At 63.7% G+C, this 26,974-nt stretch carries 23 protein-coding genes; 19 read left to right on the plus strand and 4 right to left on the minus strand.

All coding sequences use genetic code 11. The features are described 5' to 3' along the window. The first annotated feature begins 15 nt into the window (after nt 1–15). Nucleotides 16–1,866: a protein translocase subunit SecD gene (gene secD, locus LCW13_RS14435; protein WP_054556870.1), complete on the plus strand. Its 1,851-nt coding sequence runs from the start codon at nt 16–18 to the stop codon at nt 1,864–1,866. Nucleotides 1,867–1,878: 12 nt separating this feature from the next. Continuing rightward, nucleotides 1,879–2,784 carry a protein translocase subunit SecF gene (gene secF, locus LCW13_RS14440; RefSeq protein WP_054556869.1) on the plus strand — a complete coding sequence of 302 codons (906 nt, stop codon included), beginning with the start codon at nt 1,879–1,881 and terminating at the stop codon, nt 2,782–2,784. Between the two features lie 127 nt (nt 2,785–2,911). Here the strand turns inward: secF and LCW13_RS14445 are convergent, their stop codons facing one another. Next, nucleotides 2,912–3,706, minus strand: coding sequence for an inositol monophosphatase family protein (locus LCW13_RS14445; RefSeq protein ID WP_043333816.1), 795 nt, complete (start codon nt 3,704–3,706; stop codon nt 2,912–2,914). A gap of 505 nt (nt 3,707–4,211) precedes the next feature. Here LCW13_RS14445 and LCW13_RS14450 point away from each other — a divergent pair. The 14 genes from LCW13_RS14450 (at nt 4,212) to der (ending at nt 19,109) form a co-directional block, all read left to right on the plus strand. Beyond that, nucleotides 4,212–5,009, plus strand: a complete 798-nt coding sequence (locus LCW13_RS14450) for an RNA methyltransferase (protein WP_054556868.1) — start codon at nt 4,212–4,214, stop codon at nt 5,007–5,009. 9 nt (nt 5,010–5,018) lie between these two features. Then, nucleotides 5,019–5,972, plus strand: a complete 954-nt coding sequence (gene cysE, locus LCW13_RS14455; protein ID WP_107336019.1) for a serine O-acetyltransferase — start codon at nt 5,019–5,021, stop codon at nt 5,970–5,972. Nucleotides 5,973–6,114: 142 nt separating this feature from the next. Then, nucleotides 6,115–6,588 carry a Fe-S cluster assembly transcription factor gene (locus tag LCW13_RS14460; protein WP_043333815.1) on the plus strand — a complete coding sequence of 158 codons (474 nt, stop codon included), beginning with the start codon at nt 6,115–6,117 and terminating at the stop codon, nt 6,586–6,588. 125 nt (nt 6,589–6,713) lie between these two features. Then, the gene (locus LCW13_RS14465; RefSeq protein WP_225347262.1) at nt 6,714–7,862 is read left to right on the plus strand and encodes an aminotransferase class V-fold PLP-dependent enzyme; all 1,149 of its coding nucleotides are present in this window, start codon (nt 6,714–6,716) and stop codon (nt 7,860–7,862) included. A gap of 15 nt (nt 7,863–7,877) precedes the next feature. Next, complete coding sequence (locus LCW13_RS14470) at nt 7,878–8,204, plus strand: HesB/IscA family protein (protein WP_043333813.1); 327 nt, start codon at nt 7,878–7,880, stop codon at nt 8,202–8,204. A 259-nt stretch (nt 8,205–8,463) separates the two neighbouring features. Further along, nucleotides 8,464–8,889, plus strand: a complete 426-nt coding sequence (gene ndk, locus LCW13_RS14475; RefSeq protein ID WP_043333812.1) for a nucleoside-diphosphate kinase — start codon at nt 8,464–8,466, stop codon at nt 8,887–8,889. Between the two features lie 354 nt (nt 8,890–9,243). Next, on the plus strand, nt 9,244–10,401 hold the full coding sequence (rlmN, locus tag LCW13_RS14480; protein WP_043333811.1) for a 23S rRNA (adenine(2503)-C(2))-methyltransferase RlmN: 1,158 nt from the start codon (nt 9,244–9,246) through the stop codon (nt 10,399–10,401). A gap of 131 nt (nt 10,402–10,532) precedes the next feature. Beyond that, nucleotides 10,533–11,471 (plus strand): type IV pilus biogenesis/stability protein PilW, encoded by a 939-nt coding sequence (gene pilW, locus LCW13_RS14485; RefSeq protein WP_225347263.1) that lies wholly within the window; start codon nt 10,533–10,535, stop codon nt 11,469–11,471. A gap of 337 nt (nt 11,472–11,808) precedes the next feature. Next, entirely contained in the window at nt 11,809–12,846 is a 1,038-nt protein-coding gene (locus LCW13_RS14490) for a RodZ domain-containing protein (RefSeq protein WP_225347264.1), read from the plus strand. Nucleotides 12,847–12,857: 11 nt separating this feature from the next. Beyond that, nucleotides 12,858–13,973, plus strand: coding sequence for a flavodoxin-dependent (E)-4-hydroxy-3-methylbut-2-enyl-diphosphate synthase (gene ispG, locus LCW13_RS14495; RefSeq protein ID WP_043333809.1), 1,116 nt, complete (start codon nt 12,858–12,860; stop codon nt 13,971–13,973). Between the two features lie 112 nt (nt 13,974–14,085). Continuing rightward, nucleotides 14,086–15,369, plus strand: a complete 1,284-nt coding sequence (gene hisS / locus LCW13_RS14500) for a histidine--tRNA ligase (RefSeq protein WP_084589419.1) — start codon at nt 14,086–14,088, stop codon at nt 15,367–15,369. 87 nt (nt 15,370–15,456) lie between these two features. After that, nucleotides 15,457–16,113 (plus strand): YfgM family protein, encoded by a 657-nt coding sequence (locus LCW13_RS14505; RefSeq protein ID WP_043333808.1) that lies wholly within the window; start codon nt 15,457–15,459, stop codon nt 16,111–16,113. Further along, nucleotides 16,110–17,270 carry an outer membrane protein assembly factor BamB gene (gene bamB / locus LCW13_RS14510; RefSeq protein WP_225347265.1) on the plus strand — a complete coding sequence of 387 codons (1,161 nt, stop codon included), beginning with the start codon at nt 16,110–16,112 and terminating at the stop codon, nt 17,268–17,270. Before LCW13_RS14505 ends, bamB begins: the two co-directional genes overlap by 4 nt. 414 nt (nt 17,271–17,684) lie before the next feature. Then, complete coding sequence (der, locus tag LCW13_RS14515; protein ID WP_043333806.1) at nt 17,685–19,109, plus strand: ribosome biogenesis GTPase Der; 1,425 nt, start codon at nt 17,685–17,687, stop codon at nt 19,107–19,109. Between the two features lie 183 nt (nt 19,110–19,292). Here the strand turns inward: der and LCW13_RS14520 are convergent, their stop codons facing one another. Beyond that, complete coding sequence (locus LCW13_RS14520) at nt 19,293–20,156, minus strand: ATP-binding protein (RefSeq protein ID WP_225347266.1); 864 nt, start codon at nt 20,154–20,156, stop codon at nt 19,293–19,295. A 237-nt stretch (nt 20,157–20,393) separates the two neighbouring features. Between LCW13_RS14520 and LCW13_RS14525 the strand changes: the two genes are divergently transcribed. Together LCW13_RS14525 and LCW13_RS14530 are read left to right on the plus strand one after the other, a co-directional pair. Then, the gene (locus tag LCW13_RS14525; RefSeq protein WP_172978723.1) at nt 20,394–21,233 is read left to right on the plus strand and encodes a M48 family metallopeptidase; all 840 of its coding nucleotides are present in this window, start codon (nt 20,394–20,396) and stop codon (nt 21,231–21,233) included. 363 nt (nt 21,234–21,596) lie between these two features. Then, nucleotides 21,597–22,784, plus strand: a complete 1,188-nt coding sequence (locus tag LCW13_RS14530) for an EAL domain-containing response regulator (RefSeq protein WP_225347267.1) — start codon at nt 21,597–21,599, stop codon at nt 22,782–22,784. Nucleotides 22,785–22,994: 210 nt separating this feature from the next. Here the strand turns inward: LCW13_RS14530 and LCW13_RS14535 are convergent, their stop codons facing one another. Together LCW13_RS14535 and LCW13_RS14540 are read right to left on the minus strand one after the other, a co-directional pair. Beyond that, on the minus strand, nt 22,995–25,406 hold the full coding sequence (locus LCW13_RS14535) for an ATP-binding protein (RefSeq protein ID WP_225347268.1): 2,412 nt from the start codon (nt 25,404–25,406) through the stop codon (nt 22,995–22,997). 48 nt (nt 25,407–25,454) lie between these two features. Then, nucleotides 25,455–25,946, minus strand: coding sequence for a hypothetical protein (locus LCW13_RS14540; RefSeq protein ID WP_225347269.1), 492 nt, complete (start codon nt 25,944–25,946; stop codon nt 25,455–25,457). Between the two features lie 276 nt (nt 25,947–26,222). On the opposite strand from LCW13_RS14540, the gene LCW13_RS14545 reads away from it, so the two are divergent. After that, nucleotides 26,223–26,939 (plus strand): response regulator transcription factor, encoded by a 717-nt coding sequence (locus LCW13_RS14545; protein WP_043333802.1) that lies wholly within the window; start codon nt 26,223–26,225, stop codon nt 26,937–26,939. The last annotated feature ends 35 nt before the right edge of the window (nt 26,940–26,974 follow it).

Genomic DNA, 26,974 nt, shown 5'->3' on the forward strand with positions numbered 1-26,974 from the left:
AAGGACAGGGCTGCCATGCTCAACCGCTATCCGCTTTGGAAGTACCTGGTGATCTGCCTGGTACTTGCCGTCGGCGTGATCTACGCATTGCCGAATCTCTACCCCGAAGACCCGGCTGTGCAGATCAGTGCCGCCAGCGGCGCCGAGGCCATCGACCAGCAAGACCTCGATCGCGCCACCAGTGCCCTCGAAAACGCCGGCATCACGCCCAAATCCGGGGAACTCAACGGTTCCACCGGCCTGATTCGCCTTACCAGCAACGACCAGCAGCTGCGCGCCAAGGAACTGATCAGCGAGACGCTCGGCGATGACGCCATCGTCGCGCTGAACCTGGCCGACGCCACGCCGTCGTGGCTGGCCAGCCTCGGTGCCTCACCGATGAAGCTGGGCCTTGACCTGCGCGGCGGTGTCCACTTCCAGCTGGAAGTCGACATGGACGCCGCGGTCAAGCAGCGCCTGGAAGTCAACGCCAGCGCCATCAAGGAAACCCTGCGCGAGGAGCGTATCCGCTACCGCGGCAGCGAAGTCGACGACGGCACCCTGAGCCTGACGTTCTCCGATGAGGAGGACCGCTCGAAGGCGCGCTCACTGATCTCGCGCGACTTCCAGAACTTCGAATACGACGAGCGCGATGTCGAGCGTGGGGCCGTACTGGACCTCACCCTGACCGCCGCCGCCGTCAAGGAGATTCAGGATTACGCGGTCAACCAGAACCTGACCACGATCCGCAATCGCGTCAACGAGCTGGGCGTGTCCGAGCCGCTGGTTCAGCGCCAGGGCCCGAACCGCATCGTGGTCGAGCTGCCGGGCGTGCAGGACACGGCCGCCGCCAAGCGCGTACTGGGTGCCACCGCCAACCTCGAATTCCGCCTGGAAGCGGCCAGCGACACGCCGGCCAGCGAGATGGAGAGCTTCGCGTTCCGCAACCAGCCGAGCCGCACCGCCAACATCATGAAGGACGTGATCATCAGCGGTGACAGCGTCTCCAGCGCCAGCACCAGCTTCGATGAAAGCGGCCGTCCGCAGGTCAACATCAACCTGGACGGAACCGGTGGCTCGATCATGAACCGCGTCACGCGTGCCGCGATCGGCCGCAACATGGCGGTGCTGTTCATCGAGCACAAGACCCGCACGCGCACCGTGATGGAAGACGGCGAGAAGGTCGAGAAGCGCATCCCGTACACCGAGAAGGGGCTGATCAGTCTGGCAACCATCCAGAGTGCACTGGGCAACAGCTTCCGCATCACCGGCCTCGACTCGCCGACGGAAGCCAAGGAGCTGTCGCTGCTGCTGCGTTCCGGCTCACTGGCCGCGCCGATCTACTTCGTGCAGGAACGCACCATCGGCCCAAGCCTCGGTGCCGAGAACATCTCGCGCGGCATCCTGTCCGTCGAGCTGGGCCTGCTGCTGGTCGTGCTGTTCATGCTGGCGCGCTACAAGGCCTTCGGTGTCGTCGCCAACGTGGCCCTGACCGCCAACCTGGCGATCCTGATTGCCGCGATGTCGATGCTGGGTGCCACCCTGACCCTGCCGGGTATCGCCGGTATCGTGCTGACGCTGGGCATGGCGGTGGATGCCAACGTGCTGATCTTCGAGCGTATCCGCGAGGAAATGCGCTCCAAGATGCCGCTGCATCAAGCCGTGCATACCGGCTTCGAGCGCGCCTTCACCTCCATCGTCGATGCCAACATCACCACCCTGCTGGTCGCGGTGATCCTGTTCTCCATCGGCAGTGGCCCGGTCAAGGGCTTCGCGGTGACGCTGTCCATCGGCATCCTGACGTCGATGTTCACGGCGATCATGGTCTCGCGCGGCATCATCAATCTTGCCATTGGCGGCAAGACACTCAAGAAACTCTGGATCTGAGGGGCCATCGTGATGCGACAGTTTGACTTCATGAGCAAGCGGCGCGCGGCCTTCATCGTCTCCATCGTGCTGACGATCGTGGCCATTGGCGCCCTTGTGATTCATGGCCTGAACCTGGGCCTCGACTTTACCGGCGGCACCCTGGTGGAAGTGAAATACCAGGCGGCACCGGCACTGGACAGCGTGCGCCAGACACTCGAAGCCGCCGGCTACAAGGATGTCTCGGTCCAGACCTTCGGTGCCAGCAACGAGATTCTGGTGCGTCTGCAGCAGAGCTTCGAAGCCGGCATCGGCAATGACATCGTGGCGCATCTGCAGGCCACCGGTGACAGCGTCAACCTGATCCGCGCCGAGTTCGTCGGCGCCCAGGTCGGTGATCAGCTGCGTGACCAGTCCGGTCTCGGCATGCTGCTCGCCCTGGCTGTGGTGATGGTCTACGTGGCCTTCCGCTTCCAGTACAAGTTCGCCCTCGGCGCACTCATCTCGCTGGGTCACGACGTCATCATCCTGCTGGGCATCTTCGCCCTGTTCGGACTCGACTTCGACCTGACGGTACTGGCCGCGGTGCTGGCCGTGATCGGCTACTCATTGAACGACACCATCATCGTCTACGACCGCATTCGCGAGAACATCCGCAAATCGCGTACCGATCACATGCCGTCGATCTTCAATGACGCCATCAACGCGACGCTGTCACGCACGCTGTCCACCTCCGGCACCACCTTGCTGGTATTGCTGGCGCTGTACTTCCTCGGCGGTGACATGATCCACAACTTCGCCATCGCGCTGATCATCGGTGTGGTCGCGGGGACCTTCTCGTCCATCTACGTGGCAGCGGCGCTGTTGCTGGTGGTCGGCCTGAAGCGTGTGGATCTGATCCCCCCGCCCAAGGAGCAGTTCGAGGACGGCGCGCCGTAAGCGCCTCCGCTCGTTCAGCCAGGCACGGATCGCCAGGCACAAAAAAACCCCACCTCATGCGAGGTGGGGTTTTTTTCGTTCTCCAGACGGCCCCGAGGGCTGTCAGGTCACGTCGTCTTGCAGAGCCTTACAGGTGCGGCTGCATGGTCTGCGCCAGCGCCTTGTACAGACGTGCGCCAGCGGCCATCAGGGTGCCTTCGGCAACCACGACCGGTGTGCCGTCGGCACTGCCTGCCAGCGCGCCACATTCCTTCAGGAACAGGCTGACGATCTCGCTGTCACCGGCATCCAGACCCAGCACATAGACGGCATCGACGCGACCGGAGGCCAGCTCGAGCACGTCCAGCAGCGCACAGCCGCTGGTGCGCAGCATCTCGACCTGCGGGCCGACCTGCTGAACGATGGAGAGGTAGGTCGGCAGGTGACGCGGACGCTGCCAGCTTTCCGGCAGACCCATCGCCAGGCGCGCACCTTCGATGGAGGTGGCGTTGGTCACGCGGATACGGTGACCGGAGTGCTGGGCGCCACGACCGCGGCTGACGATGTACTCTTCGTCAGTGAACGGTGCGATGACCACGGCGTGCTCGGCACGGCCCTTGAACAGGCAGACCACGGACAGCGCGAAGCCGGAGGCCGCGGAGGCCAGGTTGGAGTAACCGTGCACCGGCTCGATGCGCCAGTGGTAGTCAGAGCCCTGACCTTCACCATCGCGATGGTCGGTATAACGGCCGGAGAGACCGTGTTGCGGATAACCGCGCTCCAGCTGACGCACGATGTGCGCTTCGGCGCGACGTGCAGTGTCTGCAATGAAGGTGTCGAGATCGTTGTCGCCACGGGCGACTTCGATACGTTCACGAGCACGGACGAACTGCTCTGCGGCACCGCGTGCAGCACGCAGCGCAAATTGGACCATCGGATGCATGATCAAGGCCTTGACGAGTCGGGAGCTGTTAAAGAACGGGTGCCACGGCGCGTGAGACATCAACGCGGCGCAACACGGATCGAGCGAAACTGGGTGCAATCAGATCAGGCGGTCATGTAGCCCGTACAGGAATCCTGATACGGCGCGGGGGGCGCTGCATAGTGCAATGTATGCAGGCTGCCAGCCGCCACAGCACGCGGCGCCAGCGAGGGCGAACACATGTTGCGACATGACGGGACGGCGTAGTCTATCAGAGCTCGGCTCGAGCTGCCATTGCCTGCGGCCACCCTCTGCCTGCGCGTCACCTCCTTGCGCCCTGCCCGCGCGCGCCTCCCTCGCGCCGCTCTTGCCCTCAACACCGGCGGGAAACTGCTCCCTGACGCGGCTTCATGCTAGGATATCGGGTCCTGACGCGCGATTTATCGCTGAGTCTGCGTATGCGGATCACGCACTGCGCCAGCCGCGTCGGCCGACCCGCCCTTCAATTGCTATCCTGGAAGTCCTCATGCTTGAACGTCTGCGCATTGTCCTGATTGGCACCAGCCATCCCGGCAACATTGGTGGTGCAGCCCGCGCCATGCTCAATATGGGCCTGGCCGATCTCGCACTGGTCGCGCCGCGATGTCAGGTGCAATGCCAGGAATCCGCCTCACGCGCCTCGGGTGCCGATGCACTCGTCGCCAGCGCCTCGGTGCACGAGACGCTGGAAGAGGCCGTGGCGGATTGCAGTCTGGTGGTCGGCTGCAGCGCACGTTCGCGCAACCTGCCGTGGCCGATGATCACGCCGCGCGCCTTCGGTGCCACCCTGGCCGATGAAGCCCGCCTGCCGGATGCCCGCGTGGCTATCGTCTTCGGCCGCGAGGATTCCGGACTCTCCAATGAAGAGCTGCAGCGCTGCCACCGCCACGTGCATATCCCGACCAATCCGGATTTCAGCTCGCTGAATCTGGCCGCGGCGGTGCAGGTGCTGGCCTATGAGTGCCGCCAGGCGTGGCTGGCCGACCAGGAAGCCGCCGGCGAGACGCCGCGTGCCGAGGATGACCAGCCATTCGGCATCGACTGGGACAGCCCGCTGGCCAGCCATGCCGACCTCGAGCGCCTGTTCGAGCATCTCGAGAAGACACTGATCAGCGTCGACTTCCTCGATCCGGAACAGCCGCGCCAGCTGATGGCACGCCTGCGTCGCCTCTATCTGCGCGCGCGTCCGGACAGCATGGAAATCAACATTCTGCGCGGCATTCTTTCCGCGGTGGACAAGCAGGTTCGCCTGGCACAAGCCGACACGGCCAACCGCACTTCCTGAGGACACGCCATGTTCACTCGACTGCGTGAAGACATCGATAGCGTGTTTGCCCGTGACCCGGCGGCGCGCAACTTCTTTGAAGTCCTGACCAACTATCCGGGCCTGCATGCGCTGGTGGCCCATCGCATCAATCACTGGCTATGGCGCCACAACGCCAAATGGCTGGCGCGCACCGGTTCGACCCTGATGCGCTGGCTGACCGGCATCGAGATCCACCCGGGTGCCACCATCGGTCGTCGCTTCTTCATCGACCACGGCATGGGCGTCGTGATCGGCGAGACCGCCCTGATCGGCGATGACGTGACCCTCTATCACGGCGTCACCCTCGGCGGCACCACCTGGAACGCCGGCAAGCGCCACCCGACCCTCGGCGATGGCGTCATCGTCGGTGCCGGCGCCAAGATTCTCGGCCCGTTCACCGTCGGTGCCGGCGCCAAGGTCGGCTCCAATGCCGTGGTCACGCGTGAAGTGCCTGCCGGCGCCACCGTCGTCGGCATTCCCGGCAAGATCGTCAAGCGCGCCGAGCCGGATGTGGCAGAGGAGCCGTCAGTCGACCCGGAAAGCCGCGAGGCCATGAAGGAGAAGTTCGGCTTCGATGCCTACGGCATGGGCCAGGACATGCCCGATCCGGTCGCGCGCTCCATGCACGCGATGCTCGATCACATGCATGCCGTGGACAAGCGCATCGAACAGATGTGCGGCACGCTGCGCAAGCTGGATGCCAGCTATCGCGCCGGGCGCCTGCCCGAGCTCGATGACGCCGACTTCGCCCAGCTGATCGATGAACTGGGGCCCTGCGGCGGCGAGACGACCGTCGCTGACGTGGCCGCAGCCCAGGGCAGCACCTCACCCAAGGCCGGGGGCGCTGCGTCCAGCGCATCGCAGGGCACTGCCCCGACTGAGCAGCCGCCGACCGAGCAGGCAAGCGATACGCAGGAGCCCGCCGAACGTCAGCATGGCTAAAGTTGACCAATTCAGTCGGGATTGACCCCGCCAGACCACCCCACCATAATGGGGCGCATTGATACGCCGTCTCGCCAGAGGCGGCGACTACGCCCGGCCTCGTCCTCAACGTCGCAGGCTCCATCTGCTCACGGACTCTGTCATGCGCCTGACCACCAAGGGACGCTACGCCGTCACCGCGATGCTCGATCTGGCCCTGCATGCCAGTTGCGGCCCGACCTGTCTGGCCGATATTTCCGTACGCCAGGGCATCTCGCTGTCGTATCTGGAGCAACTGTTTGCACGTCTGCGGCGTGCAGGTCTGGTCAAGAGCGTGCGTGGCCCCGGTGGCGGTTATCTGCTGGATACCGAACTCGAGACCACCTCGGTGGCGTGCATCATCGACGCCGTCAACGAGTCAGTCGATGCCACACGCTGTCAGGGAATGTCGGACTGTCAGGCCGGTGACACCTGCCTGACGCACCATCTGTGGTGTGATCTGTCCGACGAGATCCACGGTTTTCTCGACGGCATCAGCCTGGCCGACCTGGTCGCGCGCGAAGAGATTCGCCAGATCGCCAGTCGTCAGCGCAAGGCGTGCGAGCCGACACCGATCACCGTCATGCAAGGCAGCTGAGCGGCGTTTGCCAGCCAGGCTGAGCACGGCCAGCCGAGGCGATGCTCGCCGCGCCCCGTCACCCTCGAGTTCGCCTTCATCACGTTCACCGTCATCACTGTCTGTCGTGTCTTCAGGAAGTCACCATGTCCCAGCCGATCTACCTTGACTATGCCGCCACCACGCCCGTCGACCCGCGCGTCGCCGAGCTGATGATGCGTCACCTGACGCAGGACGGCACCTTCGCCAATCCGGCCTCGCGCAGTCACATGCCGGGCTGGCTGGCCGAGCAGGCCGTCGAGGGCGCACGTCGTCAGGTCGCCGAGCTGATCGGTGCCGACCCGCGTGAGATCGTCTGGACCAGCGGTGCCACCGAAGCCGACAACCTGGCGCTGACCGGCTACATGCGTGCCAATGCCGCGCGTGGCCGCCATCTGATCACCTCGACCATCGAGCACAAGGCGATTCTGGATACCGCCAGTGCGCTGGAAGCGGAAGGCTTCGAGGTCACGCGCATCGCGCCGCAGCCTGACGGGCGCATCAGCCCGGACAGCCTGCGCGACGCCCTGCGCAGCGATACCATCCTGGTATCGCTGATGGCGGTGAACAACGAGCTGGGCAGCCTGAATGACCTGGATGCGCTGGGCGACATCGCCCACTCGCATGGCGCGGCCTTCCATGTCGATGCCGCCCAGGCCCCCGGCAAGGTGCAGATCGATGTCAGCCGTCAGCCCATCGACATGCTGTCACTGTCCGCCCACAAGGCCTACGGCCCCAAGGGCATCGGCGCGCTGTACGTACGTCGCCAGCCGCAGATCAAGGTCGATGCCCTGATCCACGGCGGTGGTCATGAGCGCGGCATGCGTTCCGGCACCCTGCCGACCCATCAGATCGTCGGCATGGGCGAGGCCTACCGCCTGAGCGCCGAGCAGTTCGACGCCGATCACCAGCACCTCGTCGCGCTGCGTGATCAGTTCGTCGCCGGACTTGCCGGCCTTGAAGGCGTGCACTTCAATACCGATATAGAGGTCAGCGCGCCCAACATCGTCAATCTCGCCTTCGAGGGCGTGGATGGCGAGGCGATGCTGATGGCGCTGCGCGGCATCGCGATTTCCACCGGCTCGGCCTGCAATTCCGCCAGTGTCGAACCGTCGTTCGTCCTCACCGGCATCGGGGTGCCCCGTCCGCTGGCGCTGGCATCACTGCGCTTCAGCTTTGGTCGTTTCACCACCGCTGCCGACATCGAATCCGCGCTCGGCGAACTCAGGCATGCCCTGACGTCGCTGCGCGCCTGACCCGGGAGACTGCTCATGGCACATCTGTCGATTTCCTCCTCCGCCGCCGACCAGATCCGCGTCGTGCTGGCCGAGCGCGGCCACGGCCTTGGCCTGCGCGTCTCGGTCAAGCCCAGCGGCTGCTCCGGCTACAGCTACGTGCTCGACTTCGCTGACGAGGTCAACGAGGAAGACGCCGTCTTCGTCGATCACGGCGCTACCGTCTATGTCGACACCGAAGCCCTCACCGTGCTCGACGGCTCCGAAGTGGATTACGTCAAGGACGGCCTGAACCGCTACTTCCGCTTCAACAACCCCAACGTCAAGGACGAATGTGGTTGTGGCGAGAGCTTCAGCGTCTAGACCAGGCTTCAGCTTGTAAATAGAGCTTCAGCGTCCAGACCAGGCGCAACGTCCGAGCCGACCCTCAGCGCCTCGCCAGCCCATGCCGACGAGGCGCTTGCCATCTGCGCGTCATGCGACTCAGGCATGATGGATGCAGCCGGTGGCACTTGCCGCTATAATGCCGCCCACTTTTGTCGCGCGCATGCCGACAGAGCCCGTTTTCCGCCGTTCGGCATCTGCCGTGCGGCTCTTCAAAGCTTGTCTCAGGAGATTCACCATGACTCAGCGTACTCTGTCCATCATCAAGCCGGATGCCGTTGCCAAGAACGTGATCGGCGAAATCTACTCTCGATTCGAGAAGGCCGGTCTGCAGATCGTCGCTTCCAAGATGGTTCACCTGTCCAAGGAACAGGCCGAAGGCTTCTACGCTGAGCACAGCGAACGTGGCTTCTTCGGTGAGCTGGTCGGCTTCATGACTTCCGGCCCGGTCATGATCCAAGTGCTGGAAGGCGAAGACGCCATCACCAAGAACCGCGACCTGATGGGCGCTACCAACCCGAAGGAAGCAGAAGCCGGCACCATCCGTGCAGACTTCGCCACTTCCATCGACGCCAACGCCGTTCACGGTTCTGACGCGCCGGAATCTGCTGCTCGCGAAATCGCCTACTTCTTCGGCGACAACGAAATCTGCCCGCGCGGTTGATTTTGCCTTGTACGACTGAGAAGCCCGGCCCTTCGGGGCACGCGTCTCCCAGCCGTGCATGACACGACGGCCCTGCCTGCAAGGCGGGGCCGTCGTGGTATCGGACGTGCTGAAGCGTCGCGCGACAGCATGCACCCCCTGAAGCAGATTCGACGCTTGAGCAGGTCCGATACGCTTTTCTGAAAGCCGCTGCAGCGCCCTCTCCCCACGCCATGTGACGCCCACGTGCACTGCGCTGATGATGAGAGCCTCTTGAGGTCTGCGAACCATCGCCACCTCCGCTGACAGCGTCGCCCTGCAGACGTCTATCCTTTGTGTGACGCCTGCCCATCCCTGACACGACCGGCCCATACCATGACTGATACCACTGCAACTGCCACCGATGCCGCGGCCCCTGCCGCCGTCAAGCTCACCAACCTGCTGGGCCTGCCGCGCCCGGCGATGGAAGCCTTCTTCGAGAGCATCGGCGAGAAGAAATTCCGCGCCACCCAGGTGATGAAATGGATTCACCAGGAAGGCGTCGACAGCTTCGACGAGATGACCAACCTCGCCAAGCCGTTGCGCGAGCGCCTCAAGCAGGTCGCCGAGATCCGTGCGCCGGGCATCGTCTATGAAGGCGAGTCCAAGGACGGCACCCGCAAGTGGGTGCTGGAAGTCAGCGATGGCAGCTACGTCGAGACCGTGCTGATCCCGTCCGAGAACGGCAACCGCCGCACCCTGTGCGTGTCTTCCCAGGTCGGTTGCTCGCTGGACTGCAGCTTCTGCTCCACCGGCAAGCAGGGCTTCGAGCGTGACCTGACCGCCGCCGAGATCATCGGCCAGGTGTGGGTCGCTACCCGCGGCGCCGAAGACCGCAAGGACACCCGCAAGCGTCCGGTCACCAACGTGGTGATGATGGGCATGGGCGAGCCGCTGATGAACTACGACAACGTCGTGCCGGCGATGAAGCTGATGCTGGACGACAACGCCTATGGCCTGTCCAAGCGTCGCGTCACTCTCTCCACCTCCGGTGTGGTGCCCAAGCTGGACCAGCTCGGCGACGAGATGGACGTCAGCCTGGCGATCTCGCTGCACGCGGCCAATGATGAACTGCGCAACGTGCTGGTGCCGATCAACCGCAAGTGGAACATCCGCGCGCTGCTCGACTCCTGCCATCGCTACCTGGCCAAGTGTGACGACGCACGTATCGTCACCATCGAGTACACCCTGATCAAGGACGTCAACGACCAGATCCAGCACGCCGAGGAACTGGCCGCGCTGCTCGACGAGCTGCCGTGCAAGATCAACCTGATCCCGTTCAACCCGTTCCCGCATTCCGGTTACGAGAAGCCGTCACGCAACCAGGTGATGCGCTTCCAGCAGCGTCTCTATGAACTGGGCTACACCGCACCGGTGCGCGCGACGCGTGGCGATGACATCGACGCCGCCTGTGGCCAGCTGGTCGGTCAGGTCAAGGACCGCACCCGTCGCGCCGAGCGTTACATCAACGCCATCCAGCTCGACGCCGACTGAGCGGCTGCCAGCCCTGACCTGACGCTATCGCCATAGCCATGCGCCGCCCTGCCACCTTGACTTGTGGCAGGTGCGGCGCTTTGATGGGGGCGCTTTTGTTGCCTGCCGCGACCCTCGCCCGCAGGCACATCATGAGCCTTCATTCACGCGAGGATTGCATGCCGAGTCGTCTGCCCCGTCATCGCACCAATGAGCATGACCCTGTCGCCCATCACTCTGTCGCACAGGGCACTGTCGCCCATGGCACTGTCGCACAGGGCCCCTGCCAGCATGATTCCCACACCCGCACCGCTGCTCGCGGCATCACTCGCCGCACCAGAGCCCTGCTGCTGTGCCTCGGATTTGCCGGCCTGACCCTCGCAGGCTGCGCGACACGCGTGGAAACCAACGACCCCTACGCCCCACCGGATGACAACAAGGCCTCGAACGCCTACGTGGAACTCGGAGAGGCCTATCTGGGTCGTAATCAGCTGCAACGCGCCGACAGCGCCTTCCAGAAGGCACTCAAGCTGCAGAGCAGCAATGCCGAGGCCAAGGCCGGGCTGGCGATGATCTATCAGCGCCAGGGTGAGAACGTGCTCGCCGATGACTATTTCAATCAGGCCATTTCCAGCGATCCGTCCTTTACCCGTGCGCGCAACAACTACGCGGCCTTTCTCTACTCTCGCGGTGAATACGTCGAGGCCTGTCGGCAGCTCGAGATCGCGGCGGAAGACCTGACCTACGACAATCGTGGCCAGCTCTATACCAATCTGGGCCGCTGTCAGTTGCAGCTGGGCAAGACCAGCGAGGCCGCGAAGAGTTTCGAGCGCGCCGTCAAGATCAACCCGCGTGAGTCAGAGGCCTGGTTGGCGGTGGCACGCATGTCGCATGACGTCGGCGACAATGACGCCGCCCAGTCGGCGCTGAGCCGCTACTTCCGTCTGGCAGGCACCGATAGCGACAGTCTCGCCCTGGCCGTCGATGTGGCCACGGCTCGCGGCGACAGCCGCCTGGCAGATCTCTACAGCCGTCAGCTGGAGCAGGTCATGACACGGGAATCCGGTCGCGCGGTGATTCGCACTCCCTGAGCGAGGCGCAACGACGCCGCTGATGGCGCCACCTCATGGGCGGGGTCGCTGCAAGCAGGACCGAGAAGACCGAAATGCCGGTGAAAATCTCGGCGCGGGCTTGGTATAGTGCCGACGCGGACGAACGTGTGTTCGTGCGCGTCGATTGGCATGGGAGGTCATCGCTTTTCACGCTGCTCACTCGCATGATGATCAACGAGTCGTGCAGCACCCGGCCAATCGCGCGACAGCATCAGTCAGCATGCTCCAGCATCAGTGTCAGGAGCAGTTTCCCGCAGTACCGGAAGAGCGCCCGGATGTGCGTTCGGTAGACAGTTTTTCCTTACAAGGATGCGCCATGAGCGAACATCAACCCGCCCCTGATCAGCACGCCAGTGATGCACTGCCTGGCACGCGCCTCAAGCTGGAGCGCGAGCATCAGGGGTTGTCGCGTGATGAGGTGGCGACACAGCTCAACCTGCGCCCCAGCCTGGTCGATGACCTGGAACGCGACCACTACGACCAGATTCCCATCGCCGCGTACCGTCGCGGCTATCTGCGTGCCTATGCCCGCCTGCTGGGCATGGACGAGAAGGCGATCGTCGGGCAGTACAATGCCCAGTTCGGCACCACCGAAGCCGAGCGCTACACCCCCAGTTCCACGCCGTCGGTGCGCCCGCCGGGCAAGATGGGCAAGTACCTGTTCCGCCTCGTCAGCCTGCTGGTCATCGCCGGTCTGACCGGTCTCAGCTACGTGTGGTGGCAGAGTGGCGACTATGGCCGCACCTCGCCGGCGGAAACCTCCGCCCTCGAAGGTAGCAGCGATGCGGACAGCGCCGCACCGGTCGTGAACGCCGATGGCTCCATCGAGCTTTCACTCTCGCAGTCCTCTGCCAGTGAAGCGGCGCCGTCCTCCACTGCCACCGGTGATGCGTCTGCCGTCGAGACAGGAGCATCTTCCGAGACGACAGCGCAGAGTGCTGACGCGCTCGATACAGGCGCAACCGCAGCCGCGCCGGGCACTGCAGAGACTGGCACATCAGCGTCTGGCGCTGCCACGGATAGCGCCGCTGCCACTGACGTGAGTGCTGTCGCCGATGCCAGTGCCGACATCACACAAGAGAGCGCAGCAGAGGATGCTGCGCCGGCGGCAGACCCGCGCAAGCTCGAATTGACGTTCAACATCAATTCCTGGACCGACATTCGTGATGCCGATGGCAAGCGCCTGCTGCGCGGCAACAACGAGGCCGGCACCAGCACGACGCTGGAAGGCAAGCCGCCCTTCACGCTGACCATCGGCAATGCCTCTGGCGTCGAATTGCGTTACATGAATGAAGCGGTCGACCTCACGCGCGTCACGCGCGGCAGTGTCGCCAAACTTACCCTCGGTGAATGATCCGGAATCCCATGCATAGTCACTCCCCCATCAAGCGCCGCGTCTCGCGCAAGATTCATGTCGGCAATGTGGCCGTCGGCGGCGATGCACCGATTTCCGTGCAGAGCATGACCAACACCGACACCAACGATGTCGCCGCCACCGTCGCGCAGATCAAGCGCCTCGAGGATGCCGGTGCCGATATCGTGCGTGTCAGCGTGCCGGACATGGATGCCGCCGAAGCCTTCGGCCGCATCAAGCAGCAGAGCAACATCCCGCTGGTCGCCGATATCCACTTCGACTACAAGATCGCCCTGCGTGTGGCGGAACTTGGCGTCGACTGCCTGCGCATCAACCCGGGCAACATCGGTCGTGAAGACCGCGTGCGTGCCGTGGTCAGCGCCGCCCGCGACAACGGCATCCCGATCCGCATCGGCGTCAACGCAGGCTCGCTGGAAAAGGACCTGCAGAAGAAATACGGCGAACCGACGCCGGCGGCGCTGGTCGAATCTGCCATGCGTCACATCGACCATCTTGATCGCCTCGATTTCCAGGACTTCAAGGTCAGCGTCAAGGCCAGCGACGTGTTCATGGCCGTCGCCGCCTATCGTGACCTGGCAGCGCGCATCGAACAGCCGCTGCACCTGGGCATCACCGAAGCGGGCGGCCTGCGCTCGGGCACCGTCAAGTCTTCCATCGGCCTGGGCATGCTGCTGATGGACGGCATCGGTGACACCATCCGCGTGTCGCTGGCAGCGGACCCCGTCGAGGAGATCAAGGTCGGCTTCGACATGCTCAAGAGCCTCAAGCTGCGCGCCAAGGGCATCAACTTCATTGCCTGTCCCAGCTGCTCGCGTCAGAATTTCGACGTCATCAAGACCATGAACGAGCTGGAGACACGTCTTGAAGACGTGATGACGCCGCTGAACGTCTCGGTCATCGGCTGTGTCGTCAATGGCCCCGGCGAAGCCAAGGAGACCGATGTCGGTCTGACCGGCGGCAGCCCCGCCAACCTGGTCTACCTGGACGGCAAGCCGGCCAGCAAGTTGACCAATGACACCCTGGTTGACGATCTTGAGCGACTCATCCGTGACAAGGTCGCGGAAAAAGAGGCCCGTGAGGCCGACACTATCATCCGCCAGAGCTGAGCTTGTCTCGGCTGGCTTGCGCGTCATGATTGACGCGCCTTCGTCTCCCCACCCGCCTGCATGACGTCATGCGAGCGCCGTGGGGAGACGCGCAAGAATTCAGGAGAGAACGTTGAGTACCAAGATCCAGGCCATTCGTGGCATGAACGACCTGCTGCCGGACCAGTCACCGGTATGGCAATACTTCGAGCACCAGGTGGAAGCGCTGATGGGCCAGTACGGCTATCGCGAGATCCGCACCCCCATCGTCGAGCAGACCGCGCTGTTCAAGCGCTCCATCGGCGAAGTCACCGACATCGTCGAGAAGGAGATGTACACCTTCGACGACCGTAACGGCGACAGCCTGACCCTGCGTCCGGAAGGCACCGCCAGCTGCGTGCGCATGGCGATGGAGAATGGCCTGGTCCACAACCAGATCCAGCGTCTGTGGTACACCGGCCCGATGTTCCGCCACGAGCGCCCGCAGAAGGGCCGTTATCGTCAGTTCCATCAGGTGGGCGTCGAAGCCTACGGCATGGAAGGTCCGGACATCGATGCCGAGATGATCCTGATCTCCGCACGTCTGTGGCGCCAGCTGGGCCTGCTGGAGCACGTCACGCTCGAGCTCAACTCGCTGGGTAGCCTCGAGGCGCGTGCCGCCTATCGTGACCTGCTGGTCGAATACTTCGAACAGCACCTGGATGTCCTCGACGAAGACTCCAAACGCCGTCTGCACAGCAACCCGCTGCGCATCCTCGACACCAAGAACCCGGACATGGCCGCCGTCGTCGACGCCGCACCGCGCCTGGGGGATCACCTGGATGAAGAATCCCGCGTGCACTTCGAGGGCCTCAAGGCACGTCTCGACGCAGCCGGCATCGAGTACGTCATCAACCCGCGCCTGGTGCGTGGCCTCGATTACTACTCGCGCAGTGTGTTCGAATGGACCACCACCGCGCTGGGCAGCCAGGGCACCGTGTGTGCCGGCGGCCGCTACGACAGCCTGTTCGAACAGCTTGGCGGCAAGCCGGTACCGGCGGTCGGCTTCGCGATGGGCGTCGAGCGCCTCATCCTGTTGCTCGAGACACTGGAACTGGTACCGCAGGACGTCCGCGAGACCGTCGATGTCTACCTGATGTCGATGGGCGAGCAGGCCGAAGGCGAAGCCATGCGTCTGGCCGAAGAGCTGCGCACCGCCCTGCCCAATCTGCGTCTGGTGCTGCATTGCGGTGGCGGCAGCTTCAAGAGCCAGATGAAGAAGGCCGACAAGAGCGGTGCACGCATCGCGCTGATTCTCGGTGAGAATGAAGTCATCGAAGGTACGGTGGCGCTCAAGTTCCTGCGCGAGGAACGCGACCAGGAAACGCTGAACCAGCGTGCGCTGGGCGAACGTCTCGACAGCGTCTTCGGCGCCTGAGACTGCCAATGAATATCGGGCGGAGAGCCAGCTCTCCGCCTCACGAATGCAAGTGCCGGCATGCCGGCCAGGTCAAGGAGACCGCCCGTGGCGGAAGAGCTCAGAAGCGAAGAAGAACAGCTTGAAGCCATCAAGCGTTGGTGGAGCGAGAACGGCAAGTCACTGATTGCCGGTGTCGTACTGGCCGGCGCCGGTGTCTTTGCCTTCAAGGCCTGGCAGAACTACGACGCCAGCCAGTCCGAAGCGGCCTCCGTGCGTTACCAGCAACTGATCAGCCTCGTCAGCCAGCCCAAGCTGGAAGATGCCGGCGTCAAGCAGGCGCGTACGCTGATCGGCGAACTGGAAAGCGAGCACGGCGACAGCCTCTACACCCAGATGGCGCACCTGCTGGATGCCAGCATGTCGGTCAAGGCCAACGATCTCGACGCAGCCGCCACGGCGCTGCAGAGCGTGATCGACAACAGCGACGACAGCTACCTGCAGGGGCTGGCCAGCCTGCGTCTGGCGCGCATCAATGTCGAGCGCGGCGACAACGACGCGGCACTCGCCCTGCTCAAGAGCCCGCCGGCGCCGCTGGCAGCGCAGGCGGCTGCGGTGCGCGGCGATGCCCTAGCCGCACAGGACAAGCGCGATGAGGCCATCGCCGCCTATCAGCAGGCCAGCACCCTGTCGCAGGAAAGTGGTCAGCCGGTCTACGGTCTCGACCTGAAACTCGCCGATCTGGCTGCGGAGTCTTCTTCATGAGCGTCACTCGTCGTCTGAGCGTACCGGCCTCGCTGCTGGCCGTGAGTCTGCTGGCCGGTTGTGCCAGCAGTGCCCAACCGGAATATGCGCCCAAGGAGCTGGTCGATTTCGATCGCCAAGTCGCGCTGGATTCCGTCTGGAGCGAATCGGTCGGCAATGGCCTTGGCCGTGCCCACTATCCGCTGTCACCGATCTTCGCCAACGACAAGCTGTTCGTCGGTGCCGAAGGCGGTGAGCTGGAAGCCCTCGCTGCCGACAGTGGCGACGACATCTGGCAGACACAGTTGCCGGCTGGCATCACCAGCGCACTGAATGCCGATGCCTCTCGCCTGTACGTCGGTACGCGCGATGGCAAGGTCAGCGCCGTCAGTCAGGAAGATGGCAGCATCGAATGGAGCACGCGTGTCTCCAGTGAAGTGCTGGCCGCGCCGCAGTACAACGACGAGCTGGTCGTGGTGCAGAGCGTCGATGGCACCGTGACCGCGCTTGATCGCTTCACCGGCGAAGAGCAGTGGGCCTACTCGGCCACGATTCCGGCCCTGACACTGCGTGGCACCGGCGCGCCGCGGGTCATCCAGCCGGTCACCTTCGCGGGCTTCGCCAACGGCAAGCTGGTCACGCTCGACAACCGCTCAGGTCAGGAACTGTGGGACCTGCGCGTTGCCGTGCCGGCCGGGCGTACCGAGGTGGACCAGCTGGTCGATCTCGATGGCCAGCCGGTGCTGACCCAGGATGGTCGCCTGTTCGTCACCAGCTACAACGGTCGTCTGATCGCGCTGGACGCTCGCAACGGCGAGCCGCTGTGGGACAAGCCGTCCTCCAGCTATCTGACGCCCATCGTGGTCGGCGATTACCTGTTCAGCATCGACAATGCCAGCCATGTGCTGGCGATGGATGCCAACACGGGCAACGTGCTGTGGAAGTCCGAAGACCTGGAAGGCCGCTGGCTGACCTCTCCGGCCTTCGTCGATGGCAAGCTGGTGGTCGGTGACTACGAAGGCTATGTGCACCTGATCGACGCCCAGAGCGGCGAGATGGCCGGCCGCTATGACGTGGGGGGCGATGGCATCAGCATCACCCCGCTGACCGAAGGCAAGCGCATCTACGTCTACACCAACGATGGCGAGCTGACGGCGCTGGATCTCGAAGCCCCGTAAGCCACTGATCGAGCGCGCACGTCAGCCTGCCCTGCAATCTGACATGCGCCTCGTTCAGCCCTCGTTCAGCCCTCGTTCAGCCCTCGTCAAGACAACGGCAGCCATCTGGCTGCCGTTGTCGTAATGCGCCATTGGTAGCAACTCCCTGTCAATGCTAGAATGCTGCCCCCGCTGATCAGGCCTGCCGCACGACGCAGCCGTTGATTCAGCCACGAGATCTTTCCGTCGACAGTGCTAACCCCCTGTCGGCGGACCATACTGGATGCATGCGACGCCTGCGTCGTCATCCAGTGCCCCAAGTCCGATATCATCGCTATCGCCCTGCCTGCACAAGGTGCTTCCCAGCCATCATGGTTCGAAGCAGACCGTACGGGGCCGGCATCGATGCTATCCCTGCGAATGCTGTGAGATTCCATGAACCCCGTGATCGCCCTGGTCGGCCGCCCGAATGTCGGCAAGTCGACGCTATTCAATCGCCTCACCAAGACCCGTGATGCTCTGGTCGCCGATTTCCCCGGCCTGACCCGTGACCGCAAGTACGGCACCGGCAAGGTCGGCGGCAAGCCCTACACCGTCATCGACACCGGCGGCATCAGCGGTGACGAGGAAGGCATCGACCTGATGATGGCCGGCCAGTCACTGGCCGCCATCGACGAAGCCGACATCGTGCTGTTCATGGTCGATGCGCGCGCCGGCCTGAACATGGCGGACGAGGCCATCGCCAATCACCTGCGCGTCAACCAGAAGAAGACCTGGCTGGTGGTCAACAAGACCGACGGCATGGACGAGGAGATCGGCAAGTCCGACTTCTGGACCCTGGGTCTGGGTGACCCGCGCGCCATCGCCGCCGAGCACGGCCGCAACGTCACCACGCTGCTGGAAGAGGTGCTCTCGCCCTACCCCGAAGTCGAGGAAGGCGAAGACGAGGACCTGCACCCGGAGCTGGATGATCGCGGCGTGCGCATCGGCATCATCGGTCGCCCGAACGTCGGCAAGTCGACGCTGGTCAATCGCCTGCTGGGCGAGGAGCGCGTGGTCGTCTATGACCAGGCCGGCACCACCACCGACGCCGTGGAGATTCCCTTCGAGCGTCGTGGCAAGCCTTACCTGCTGGTCGATACCGCCGGGATCCGTCGTCGCAAGAACGTGCGCGAAGTGGTGGAGAAGTTCTCCATCATCAAGACGCTGGAAGCGATCAAGAAGTGCAACGTCGCCGTGATGGTGCTCGATGCTCGCCAGGGACTGGTCGAGCAGGACCTGCACCTGCTGGACTTCGTGCTGACCAGCGGCCGCGCGCTGGTGCTGGTGGTCAACAAGTGGGATGGCCTGGAAAGCGAAGCCAAGGAGAAGATGCGCTCCGAGATCAAGCGTCGTCTGGGCTTTGCCGACTACGCTGACCTGCACTTCATCTCCGCGCTGCACGGCACTGCGGTGGGTGATCTCTACCCGTCCATCGACCGCGCCTTCGAAAGCGCCGTGGCTCGCTGGTCGACCAAGCGTCTGACCACTCTGCTGCAGGACGCCACCCAGGCGCACCAGCCGCCGATGGTCAACGGCCGTCGCATCAAGCTGCGCATGGCTCACCAGGGTGGCGCCAATCCGCCGCTGATCGTGGTGCACGGCAACCAGACCAACCGTCTGCCGGAAGCCTACAAGCGCTACCTGACCAACACCTTCCGCAAGGTGCTCAAGGTCAAGGGCACGCCGATGCGCTTCGAGTTCCGCTCCGGCGACAACCCCTTCGATGGCGCCCAGGGGGCTGACGACCGCGAACGCGCGAAAGAGCGTTCACTGGCGCGCACCAAGGAAGCTCGCAAGGAACGCAAGCAGCGCCGTTGATGGCGTGAGCTGTGCCCGTGCGTGATGGCAGGCCAACGGATCTGATCCGCCAGCCTGCCCCATGAAAAAGCCGCCCCTGCAGTCAACTGCAGGGGCGGCTTTTTCATGTCGCGAGCACTGACGTTTCAGCGCGCTTCAAGCGCTTCAAGCACCTTCAGGCACCTCAATCGACAAGCACCGGGCTCACGCCTCCAGCGTCTTCTGCCCCACCCATAGATTGGCGAACTGCCAGGCGGCACGCCCGCTGCGCACCCCGCGCTGAGTGGCGTAGCGCAGCGCCTCGCCACGCGCGGCCTCATCGAAGCTGCCCGCGCCGAGACGCCATTCCACCCAATGCTGACAGGTCTCCAGATAGGCGTCCTGGTTGAAGGGATGGAAGGCCAGCCACAGGCCGAAGCGGTCCGACAGCGAGACCTTCTCTTCCACCGCATCGCCGTGATGCAGCTCGCCATCGACGATGTGGGTGGCCTGGTTGTCACTCATGTGTTCCGGCAGCAGATGACGACGGTTGGAGGTGGCGTACAGCAGCACGTTCTCCGGCGGCCCGGTCAGGGTGCCATCCAGCACGCTCTTGAGCGCCTTGTAGGCGTCATCACTGCCCTCGAAGGACAGGTCATCGCAATAGACGATGAAGCGATGCGGCTGCTGGGCCAGCTCGGCGACCAGCGCCGGCAGTGCCGGCAGGTCGTGACGATCGATCTGGATCAGACGCAGCCCCTCGCGGCCCAGGGTATTGAGCAGTGCGCGGACCAGCGATGACTTGCCGGTGCCACGGGCGCCCCACAGCAGCGCGTGGTTGGCCGGCTTGCCCGCAAGGAAGGCGCGGGTATTGGCCAGCAGCTCACGCTTCTGGCGTGCGATGCCGAGCAGGTCCTCGAGTGTCAGGGCATCACGCGGCGCGATCGGCGTCAGGCGCCCTCCCAGGGGGTGGCGGGTCCACAAGGCGGCGACATCGCGTGTCCAGTCCACTTCGACAGCCGTCGGCGGCAGCATCGGTTCGAGTCGGTCCAGCAGATGCGAGAGGCGGCGTTCAAACTCTGGCGACATGGTGATTCCCTGTCAGATACATGGGGTCCGGGCCGTGGCAGGCCCATCAGATCACGCCCAGTATCTCATGCCCGGCGGGGCCGTCTGGCCTGACGATGCTGTGATCTCAGCAACGTATCATTTCGCTGACTGCACCACTGCGCCTATCCGGTTATGCTGTCTGCACGTTTCTTGCACGTTCAGCGTCGCTCTGCCGTGCGCTCGAAGGTTGTCACGTCATCTAGCCAGGAGGCCCCAATGCCAGGATTGCTCGATCTCTCATCTCCCCGCGCCCTGCGTCGTCTGCTCCCGCTGGCGGCCCTTGCGGCGTCCGTCACCCTGAGTGCCTGCGCCAGCTCTCCGCTGGGCCGCAGCCAGCTGACCCTCTACTCGGACCAGGAACTGGAGAAGATGGGGGAAGCCAGCTTCAGCAAGTACCAGCAGGAGCTGCCGGTGGTGGAAGGGCGTCAGGATGCCTACGTCAGCTGCGTGGCGGATGCGGTGACCGCCAAGGTGCCCGCCAGCTATGGCATCAGCGGCTGGCAGGTCAAGGTATTCGAGGATGAGTCCGCCAATGCCTTCGCGCTGCCGGGCGGCTACATCGGCGTCAACACCGGGCTACTGGAGGTCGCGGAGAATCAGGATCAACTGGCGACCGTCATCGGCCACGAGATCGCTCACGTGCTGGCGCGCCACGCCAACGAACGCGTCTCGACACAATCGCTGACCTCCGCCGGGCTGTCACTGACCCAGGCACTGGCCGGCCTCGAAGGTACCGGTGGCGATCAGCTCATGGGCCTGCTGGGCATGGGCGCGGAATATGGCGTGCTCAAGCCGTTCTCTCGCTCCCACGAGTCCGAAGCTGACCTGCTGGGGCTGGACCTGATGGCCGAAGCCGGCTTCGACCCGCGCGCCAGCATCAAGCTGTGGGCCAACATGAACGCTGCCGGTGGCGCGCAGCCCCCGGTGTGGATGTCGACGCACCCGAGTGATGAGCAGCGCATGGCGGCCCTCAACGAGCGCCTCGAGACCGCTCTGCCGACCTATCAGCAGGCCCGCGCCGCCGGCGAGAAGCCCAACTGCGATCGTCTGCGCTGACCCCGCCTGTGTGGCGTGGCTTAACCAGTCTCAGGTAACACACGCTCGCGCAGTCCCGGAGGCAACCCGGGGCTGCGCGAGCGTGCGGCGCGCTCTATCCAGCCGCGCTCTACTCTCTGGCTCTGCTCTCACTAGTCTGTCCTCTGATCTACCTCCCTTGGCTATCTAACGCTCTACCAGCTCCTCGCTTTACCGGCTTGAAAGTCTGAATGTAAAAAGAAGCCGTCAAATGTGTCGATATCCGCGAATCATGTAACCGCATTGCTAATCTGGGATCACCTGCTCGCCTGCGCACTGCTCATGCAGACACTTCATGCACAGCGGCGCGAGCGTATTCCCGACACTCGCTTGAGGATGCCTTACATGACTCGACACGCACTCATCATCGACGACGATCCGGATTTTCGTGAACTCATCAGCGGCCTGCTTTCCGCGCATGGTTTCGACTGCACGCAGAGCGAAGGGCTGCAGGACATCGCCTGCAATCCCGCCTGTCTGGAGACGGACCTCATCCTGGTGGACTACGAATTGGGCGACTTCACCGGCGATGATGTGCTCGGCTATCTGCGCGAACGCAATGTCGAGGCGGGCATCATCCTGATGAGCGCCTGTCACAACGACGACATGCAAGCGATGGTCGCCAGGGGCAAGCGCAGCGGCCTGGAGATGCTGGGCCAGCTCGGCAAGCCCTTCGACATCATGCACCTGGCCTCGCTGCTGGCAGAGCTGGACAAGCAACGCAATCCGCTGTCACTCGATGAACTGGATGATGCTCTGACCAAGCGCCAGCTGCACCTCGTCTACCAGCCCAAGATCGACCTCGCCAGTGGCCGGCTCAGCGGCGCGGAAGCTCTCGTGCGCTGGCAGCATCCTCTGCGCGGCATGGTCATGCCCAACCAGTTCATCGCCCTGGCGGAACGCAGCAACCGCATCGAAGCACTCACCTGGCAGGTCATCGAGCATGGTTTCCGCCAGCAGGGCCAATGGCAGTCCCAGGGACTTCACCTTGACCTCGCGCTCAATCTGTCACCCCAGCTGCTGCGCACCCGCGACATGCTGAAGACGCTGGATGCGCTGGCCAGTCAGCATCATGTCGATCCGCACTCCATCACGCTGGAACTCACGGAGAGCTGCGGGATCGACTGCCTCACCTACGCTCGTCACCTGCTGAACGCCATTCGCGATCGCGGCTATCGCCTGGCGCTGGATGACTTCGGCACCGGTTTCTCCTCGATGATGCAGCTCTACAACCTGCCGTTCGACGAATTGAAGATCGACCAATGCTTCGTCGGGCGCAGCGACAGCCACCCGGAAGCGCGCGCCATCACGCGTACCATCGTCGAGCTGGGCCAGCGTCTGAATCTCGCCGTGGTCGGCGAAGGCATCGAGACCGCGGAACAGCGCGATTACCTCTGCGATACCCGTTGCAATATCGGCCAGGGCTATCTGTTCGCACGCCCCATGCCCGTCAGCGACTTCAATGCCTGGAGCCGCTGCCCGCCCAGCGCCGTCAATGCACTCAGCCAGCGCCACGTCTCCGCTGTCCATTGAGGAGACTGGCGTCCCGCCGCAGCGCAGCACAGCACAGACAGCGGGAATGCCGCAACACCCCCACGACACAGACGCCACCCATGTCACCATGGGTGGCGTCTGTGTCGAAGGACAGGGTGAAAAGAGCGAGAGGAGGCGGGAACGGGAGAACAAGAGGGACGGTAGTGGAATGCTGTCGGCTATCTATCACGCTATCTCATTCCCATACCGTCAGGAGAACAGATAGCCCTCTGCGAGAAGGCTGTCCCGCGTCGGCACACTCAAGGAGCGCAATGTCGCGACATGCTGGTGTACCTCAGGCAGGTCCTCGCTGATCACGGCCTCCTCCAGCGCCTTGGCGCCACTGGCTATGCCGCTGCATCCCAGCGAGGCTGACGCCCCCTTCAGAGAATGCGCCTCACGCTTGAGCTCGGTGAGATCCATCTGCTTCAGCAAGGTCACCATCACGTCGAGGCGTCCTTCAAGGCGCGTCAGGTAATTGCTCAGCAGTCGTGAATAGGCCTCGCCACTCAGGGTCGTGAGCAGCTCCTGACAGGTCGCGTGCTGCAGCAAGGAAGGCGCGGCATCGGGCAGAGAGTGCGCGGCTGAGTCGTCAGTTGCCGCACCGAGCGCCGGAGCAGCGTCGATCTGCGCGCCCTGATCATCAGCCGCTGACGAGCTGACGCCATCATCGTCTGGTGCCTGCATGACGGTAGTCCGCTCGCCAGCCGAAGCCTCTGGCTTGTCTGGCTCGAGCGCTTTCTGCTGCGAATCAGACTTCTGTGAAACAGCCTCCTGTGAATCAGAGGCCTGGACCAGATACTGTTGCAGCACCCGATGCAGATCATCACGCGTGAAGGGTTTGTGCAGCACCCCCTGCATGCCAGCCTCGATGCAGCGGCGGGCATCCTCCTGCATCACGTTGGCGGTCATCGCGATGATCGGCAGACGAGCGCTGCCGGGTTGCTCGGACTCGTGCTGACGCCAGCGACGTGTCGTCTCGACGCCATCCAGCACCGGCATCTGCATGTCCATGAACACCAGATCGACATCGTTGCCAGCCTGCGCCAGCCATTCGAGTGCCTGTTCACCGTCTTCCACTACCGTGACCTGCTGCCCCAGATACTCGAGCATGGCCCGCGCCAGTGACTGATTGACCTCGTTGTCTTCCACCACCAGCACGCTTGCATGGGGCAAGGGCGTGTCTCCCACCGCCTGCTGCGGGCAAGCCTCGGCGGCGGTCAATACCGGCAGCGGAACGCGGCACCAGAAGCGACTGCCAAGCCCGAGATGACTCTCGACGCCGATCTCGCCGCCCATCGCCTCCACCAGTCGCTTGCAGATGGCTAGCCCGAGCCCGGTGCCTTCATGACGACGCGCAATCGAGGTATCCACCTGGGTGAAGGGGGCAAACAAGTGGCTCACCTGATCGGCGGCGATCCCGCAACCGCTGTCGTGAACCTCGAAATGAAGCGTCTCGCCGTCTTCCAGTGATGCCCTCAGCCGGATGGTGCCCTGGGGACAGAACTTGAAGGCGTTGTTGAGCAGGTTGGTCAGTACCTGACGCAGGCGATTGACGTCACCCTTGACCCAGACAGGCAGGTCATCGGCACGTTCTTCGAGGAAGATGCGCGAGCATCCCTTGCCGGCATTGCCTGTCTGGCGATGGTAATGCGCGGCCAGGGAATCGAGGAATTCGGGCAGCGAGAAGCAGCGCTGATCCAGCTCCAGCTTGCCGGCTTCGATCTTGGAATAATCCAGCACATCATTGATGACGGCCTGCAGGCTCTCGGCACTCTGGCGCAGCATCGTCAGGTATTGCTGGCCACGCTGGGTCAAGACTTCCTCGCCGATGAGGTCCGACACGCCGACCATGCCATTGAGCGGGGTGCGTATCTCATGGCTCATGATCGCCATGAATTCCGACTTGGCACGACTGGCCGCCTGCGCCAGCTGCACCATGCCATCCAGCTCCTGAGTGCGCTCCTCCAGCTTGCGGGTCTTGTAGGCCCGTACACGACTCTCGACGATCAACGCGACCACCAGCACGATGCCGCTCAGCGTCATCAGCAGCACCAGCGACAGCGCGAGGGCATACAGGTTGAGGAGCTCCGAGCGCTCCTTGGTGCGCTGGATAGCGGCCTCGGCATTGATGTTGAGCAGCAGCTCGCCGGTCTGCTCCTGAAGCGAGGCAAGCCGGCTGAGTATCTGCACATAGAGGGACGCATCACGCTCCTGACGACTCGCCAGGTCCATGATGGCGCTGTCCAGCACCTCGATTCTGGGCAGCATGGCCATCAACTGGGCATGCAGGTCAGGCATCCCCGCCAGCATGCTGCCCAGTTGGCCGCTCTGCAGCAGCTGCACCCGGCTATAGAGGATGTCGAGCCGCAACAGCAGCTCGCTGTCATCCATCAAGGCGGGCGGCGTCGGGGTCTTCTGCTCCTCGGCCACCACCATGCGCAGCTCGCGCACTTCCCTGTCGAACTGATAGACCGCCCAGATCAGATTCTCACGCAGCTTGTGCTCGAGTGCCTGCTGACGCTGATAGACCAGAACGCCAGTCACCAATGCCGAGACGAAGAACAACGTCGCGGCAATGGCGATGGCGGTTCTGAAATGCAGAGAACGGAGTGGATTCATGCACGAGCATCCTGGCAGCGCTCATGAAACGGAGCAGGAGAGGCGGGTTCAGCGTTCGATGTCGATTCGCTTCACCTGCCAGACAGAGCGGGTCATGATTTCCTCGTTGAGGAGATCCGGCTGCTCACTGAAGGGGTAGATGATGAAGATGGGGCCATTGTCGCGCACACGCAGTCGCTTGCCATCGACTTCCATGGCCAGTATCACCGGATGATCGAAATAGTCCTGCACCGGCGCGTTGGCGGCGTAGTCGTTGAGCGCCACGATACGCATGGTGCCATCCTCGACGCCTACCGCCTCCATCAGCGCCGAGCCGAGCGGACCGCTGAAGCTCACTTCGCCGTCATGCCAGGGGGTAGTGGTCACGGTTTCCCGTTGCGTCAGCGCCATGAGCATGGCGCGATCGAAATGTGCCTCGCCTCCGGCGTTGGTATGGGTGATATCCCCGGTGACACGCAGCACCACCGGCCCCTGCGGAGCCTCCAGGGCCATGGCGAAGGGGCAAAACGACAGTGTCAGCAGCAGAAGCCAGTGACGCATGCGGGGTAACGCCGTGGTGAGACATCGCAGGAGAATGAGAAGCGGCATGGGAAGACTCCAGGGGTCATGGACAACCATGGATGACGGCCGGAGATTCACCGTCTCGTTTCATCCTCGCCATTCACGGGTCAGCAGCGGCACCGCGCCATGAAGCAGCGAGAGGGGATGAACACGAGTATATGTCGCCATCGTCATGCCAAACGTGAACCATTGTGACGCGGTCTCACGCAAGAGACGCGTAGACTGCATGCGATACCCACGCGGGGAGGCAGCGACATGCAAATCGGCATTCTGGAAGATGATCATGATCAACGTGATTACCTGACCCTGTGTCTCGAGGCCCAGGGACATGAGCTGGCAGGCTTCGAGCGCGCCAGCCAGTTGTTGCGCGCACTGCGCGAGCGCAGCTTCGACCTGCTGATCATCGACTGGCAACTGCCGGATGCCTGCGGCATGGAGCTGACGCGCACACTGCGCAGCGAGCACGGCTGGCGAGGGCTGATCCTGTTCATCACCGCAAGCCAGGGGGAGGAGGATGTCGTGCATGCGCTTCAGCATGGCGCCGATGATTTCCTGGCCAAGCCTATCCGCCCTGCCGAGCTCACGGCGCGTGTGGAAGCGCTGGGCAGGCGTTTCGTCACCTCCGACACCAATTACCTGCAGCCCAAGGTGGCCATCAGCGATCAATATCGGATCGAGCCGGATGAACACACCATCTGGTGCGGCGAGGAGCCGGTCGCCCTGACCCAGCGCGAATATCAGCTGGCCTCCCTGCTGCTGCGCCACGTCGGAGAGCTTTACTCACGCGCCTACCTGCTGGAGATGATCTGGGGGGTCAACGGGGACATCTCGACCCGGACGGTCGACACCCACGTCAGCCGCCTGCGGCGCAAGCTGGGACTGAACGGCAGCCGTGGGCTCAGACTGAAAAGCGTCTATCAGTACGGATATCGGCTCGAATCCTGTGCCACGGCCCCCGTCAAGAGCAGCTGAGCGCCAACAGCGAAGGCGTGAGCACGCTGGATCAT

This window comes from Cobetia amphilecti (assembly GCF_020217465.1).
GTDB lineage: Bacteria > Pseudomonadota > Gammaproteobacteria > Pseudomonadales > Halomonadaceae > Cobetia > Cobetia amphilecti.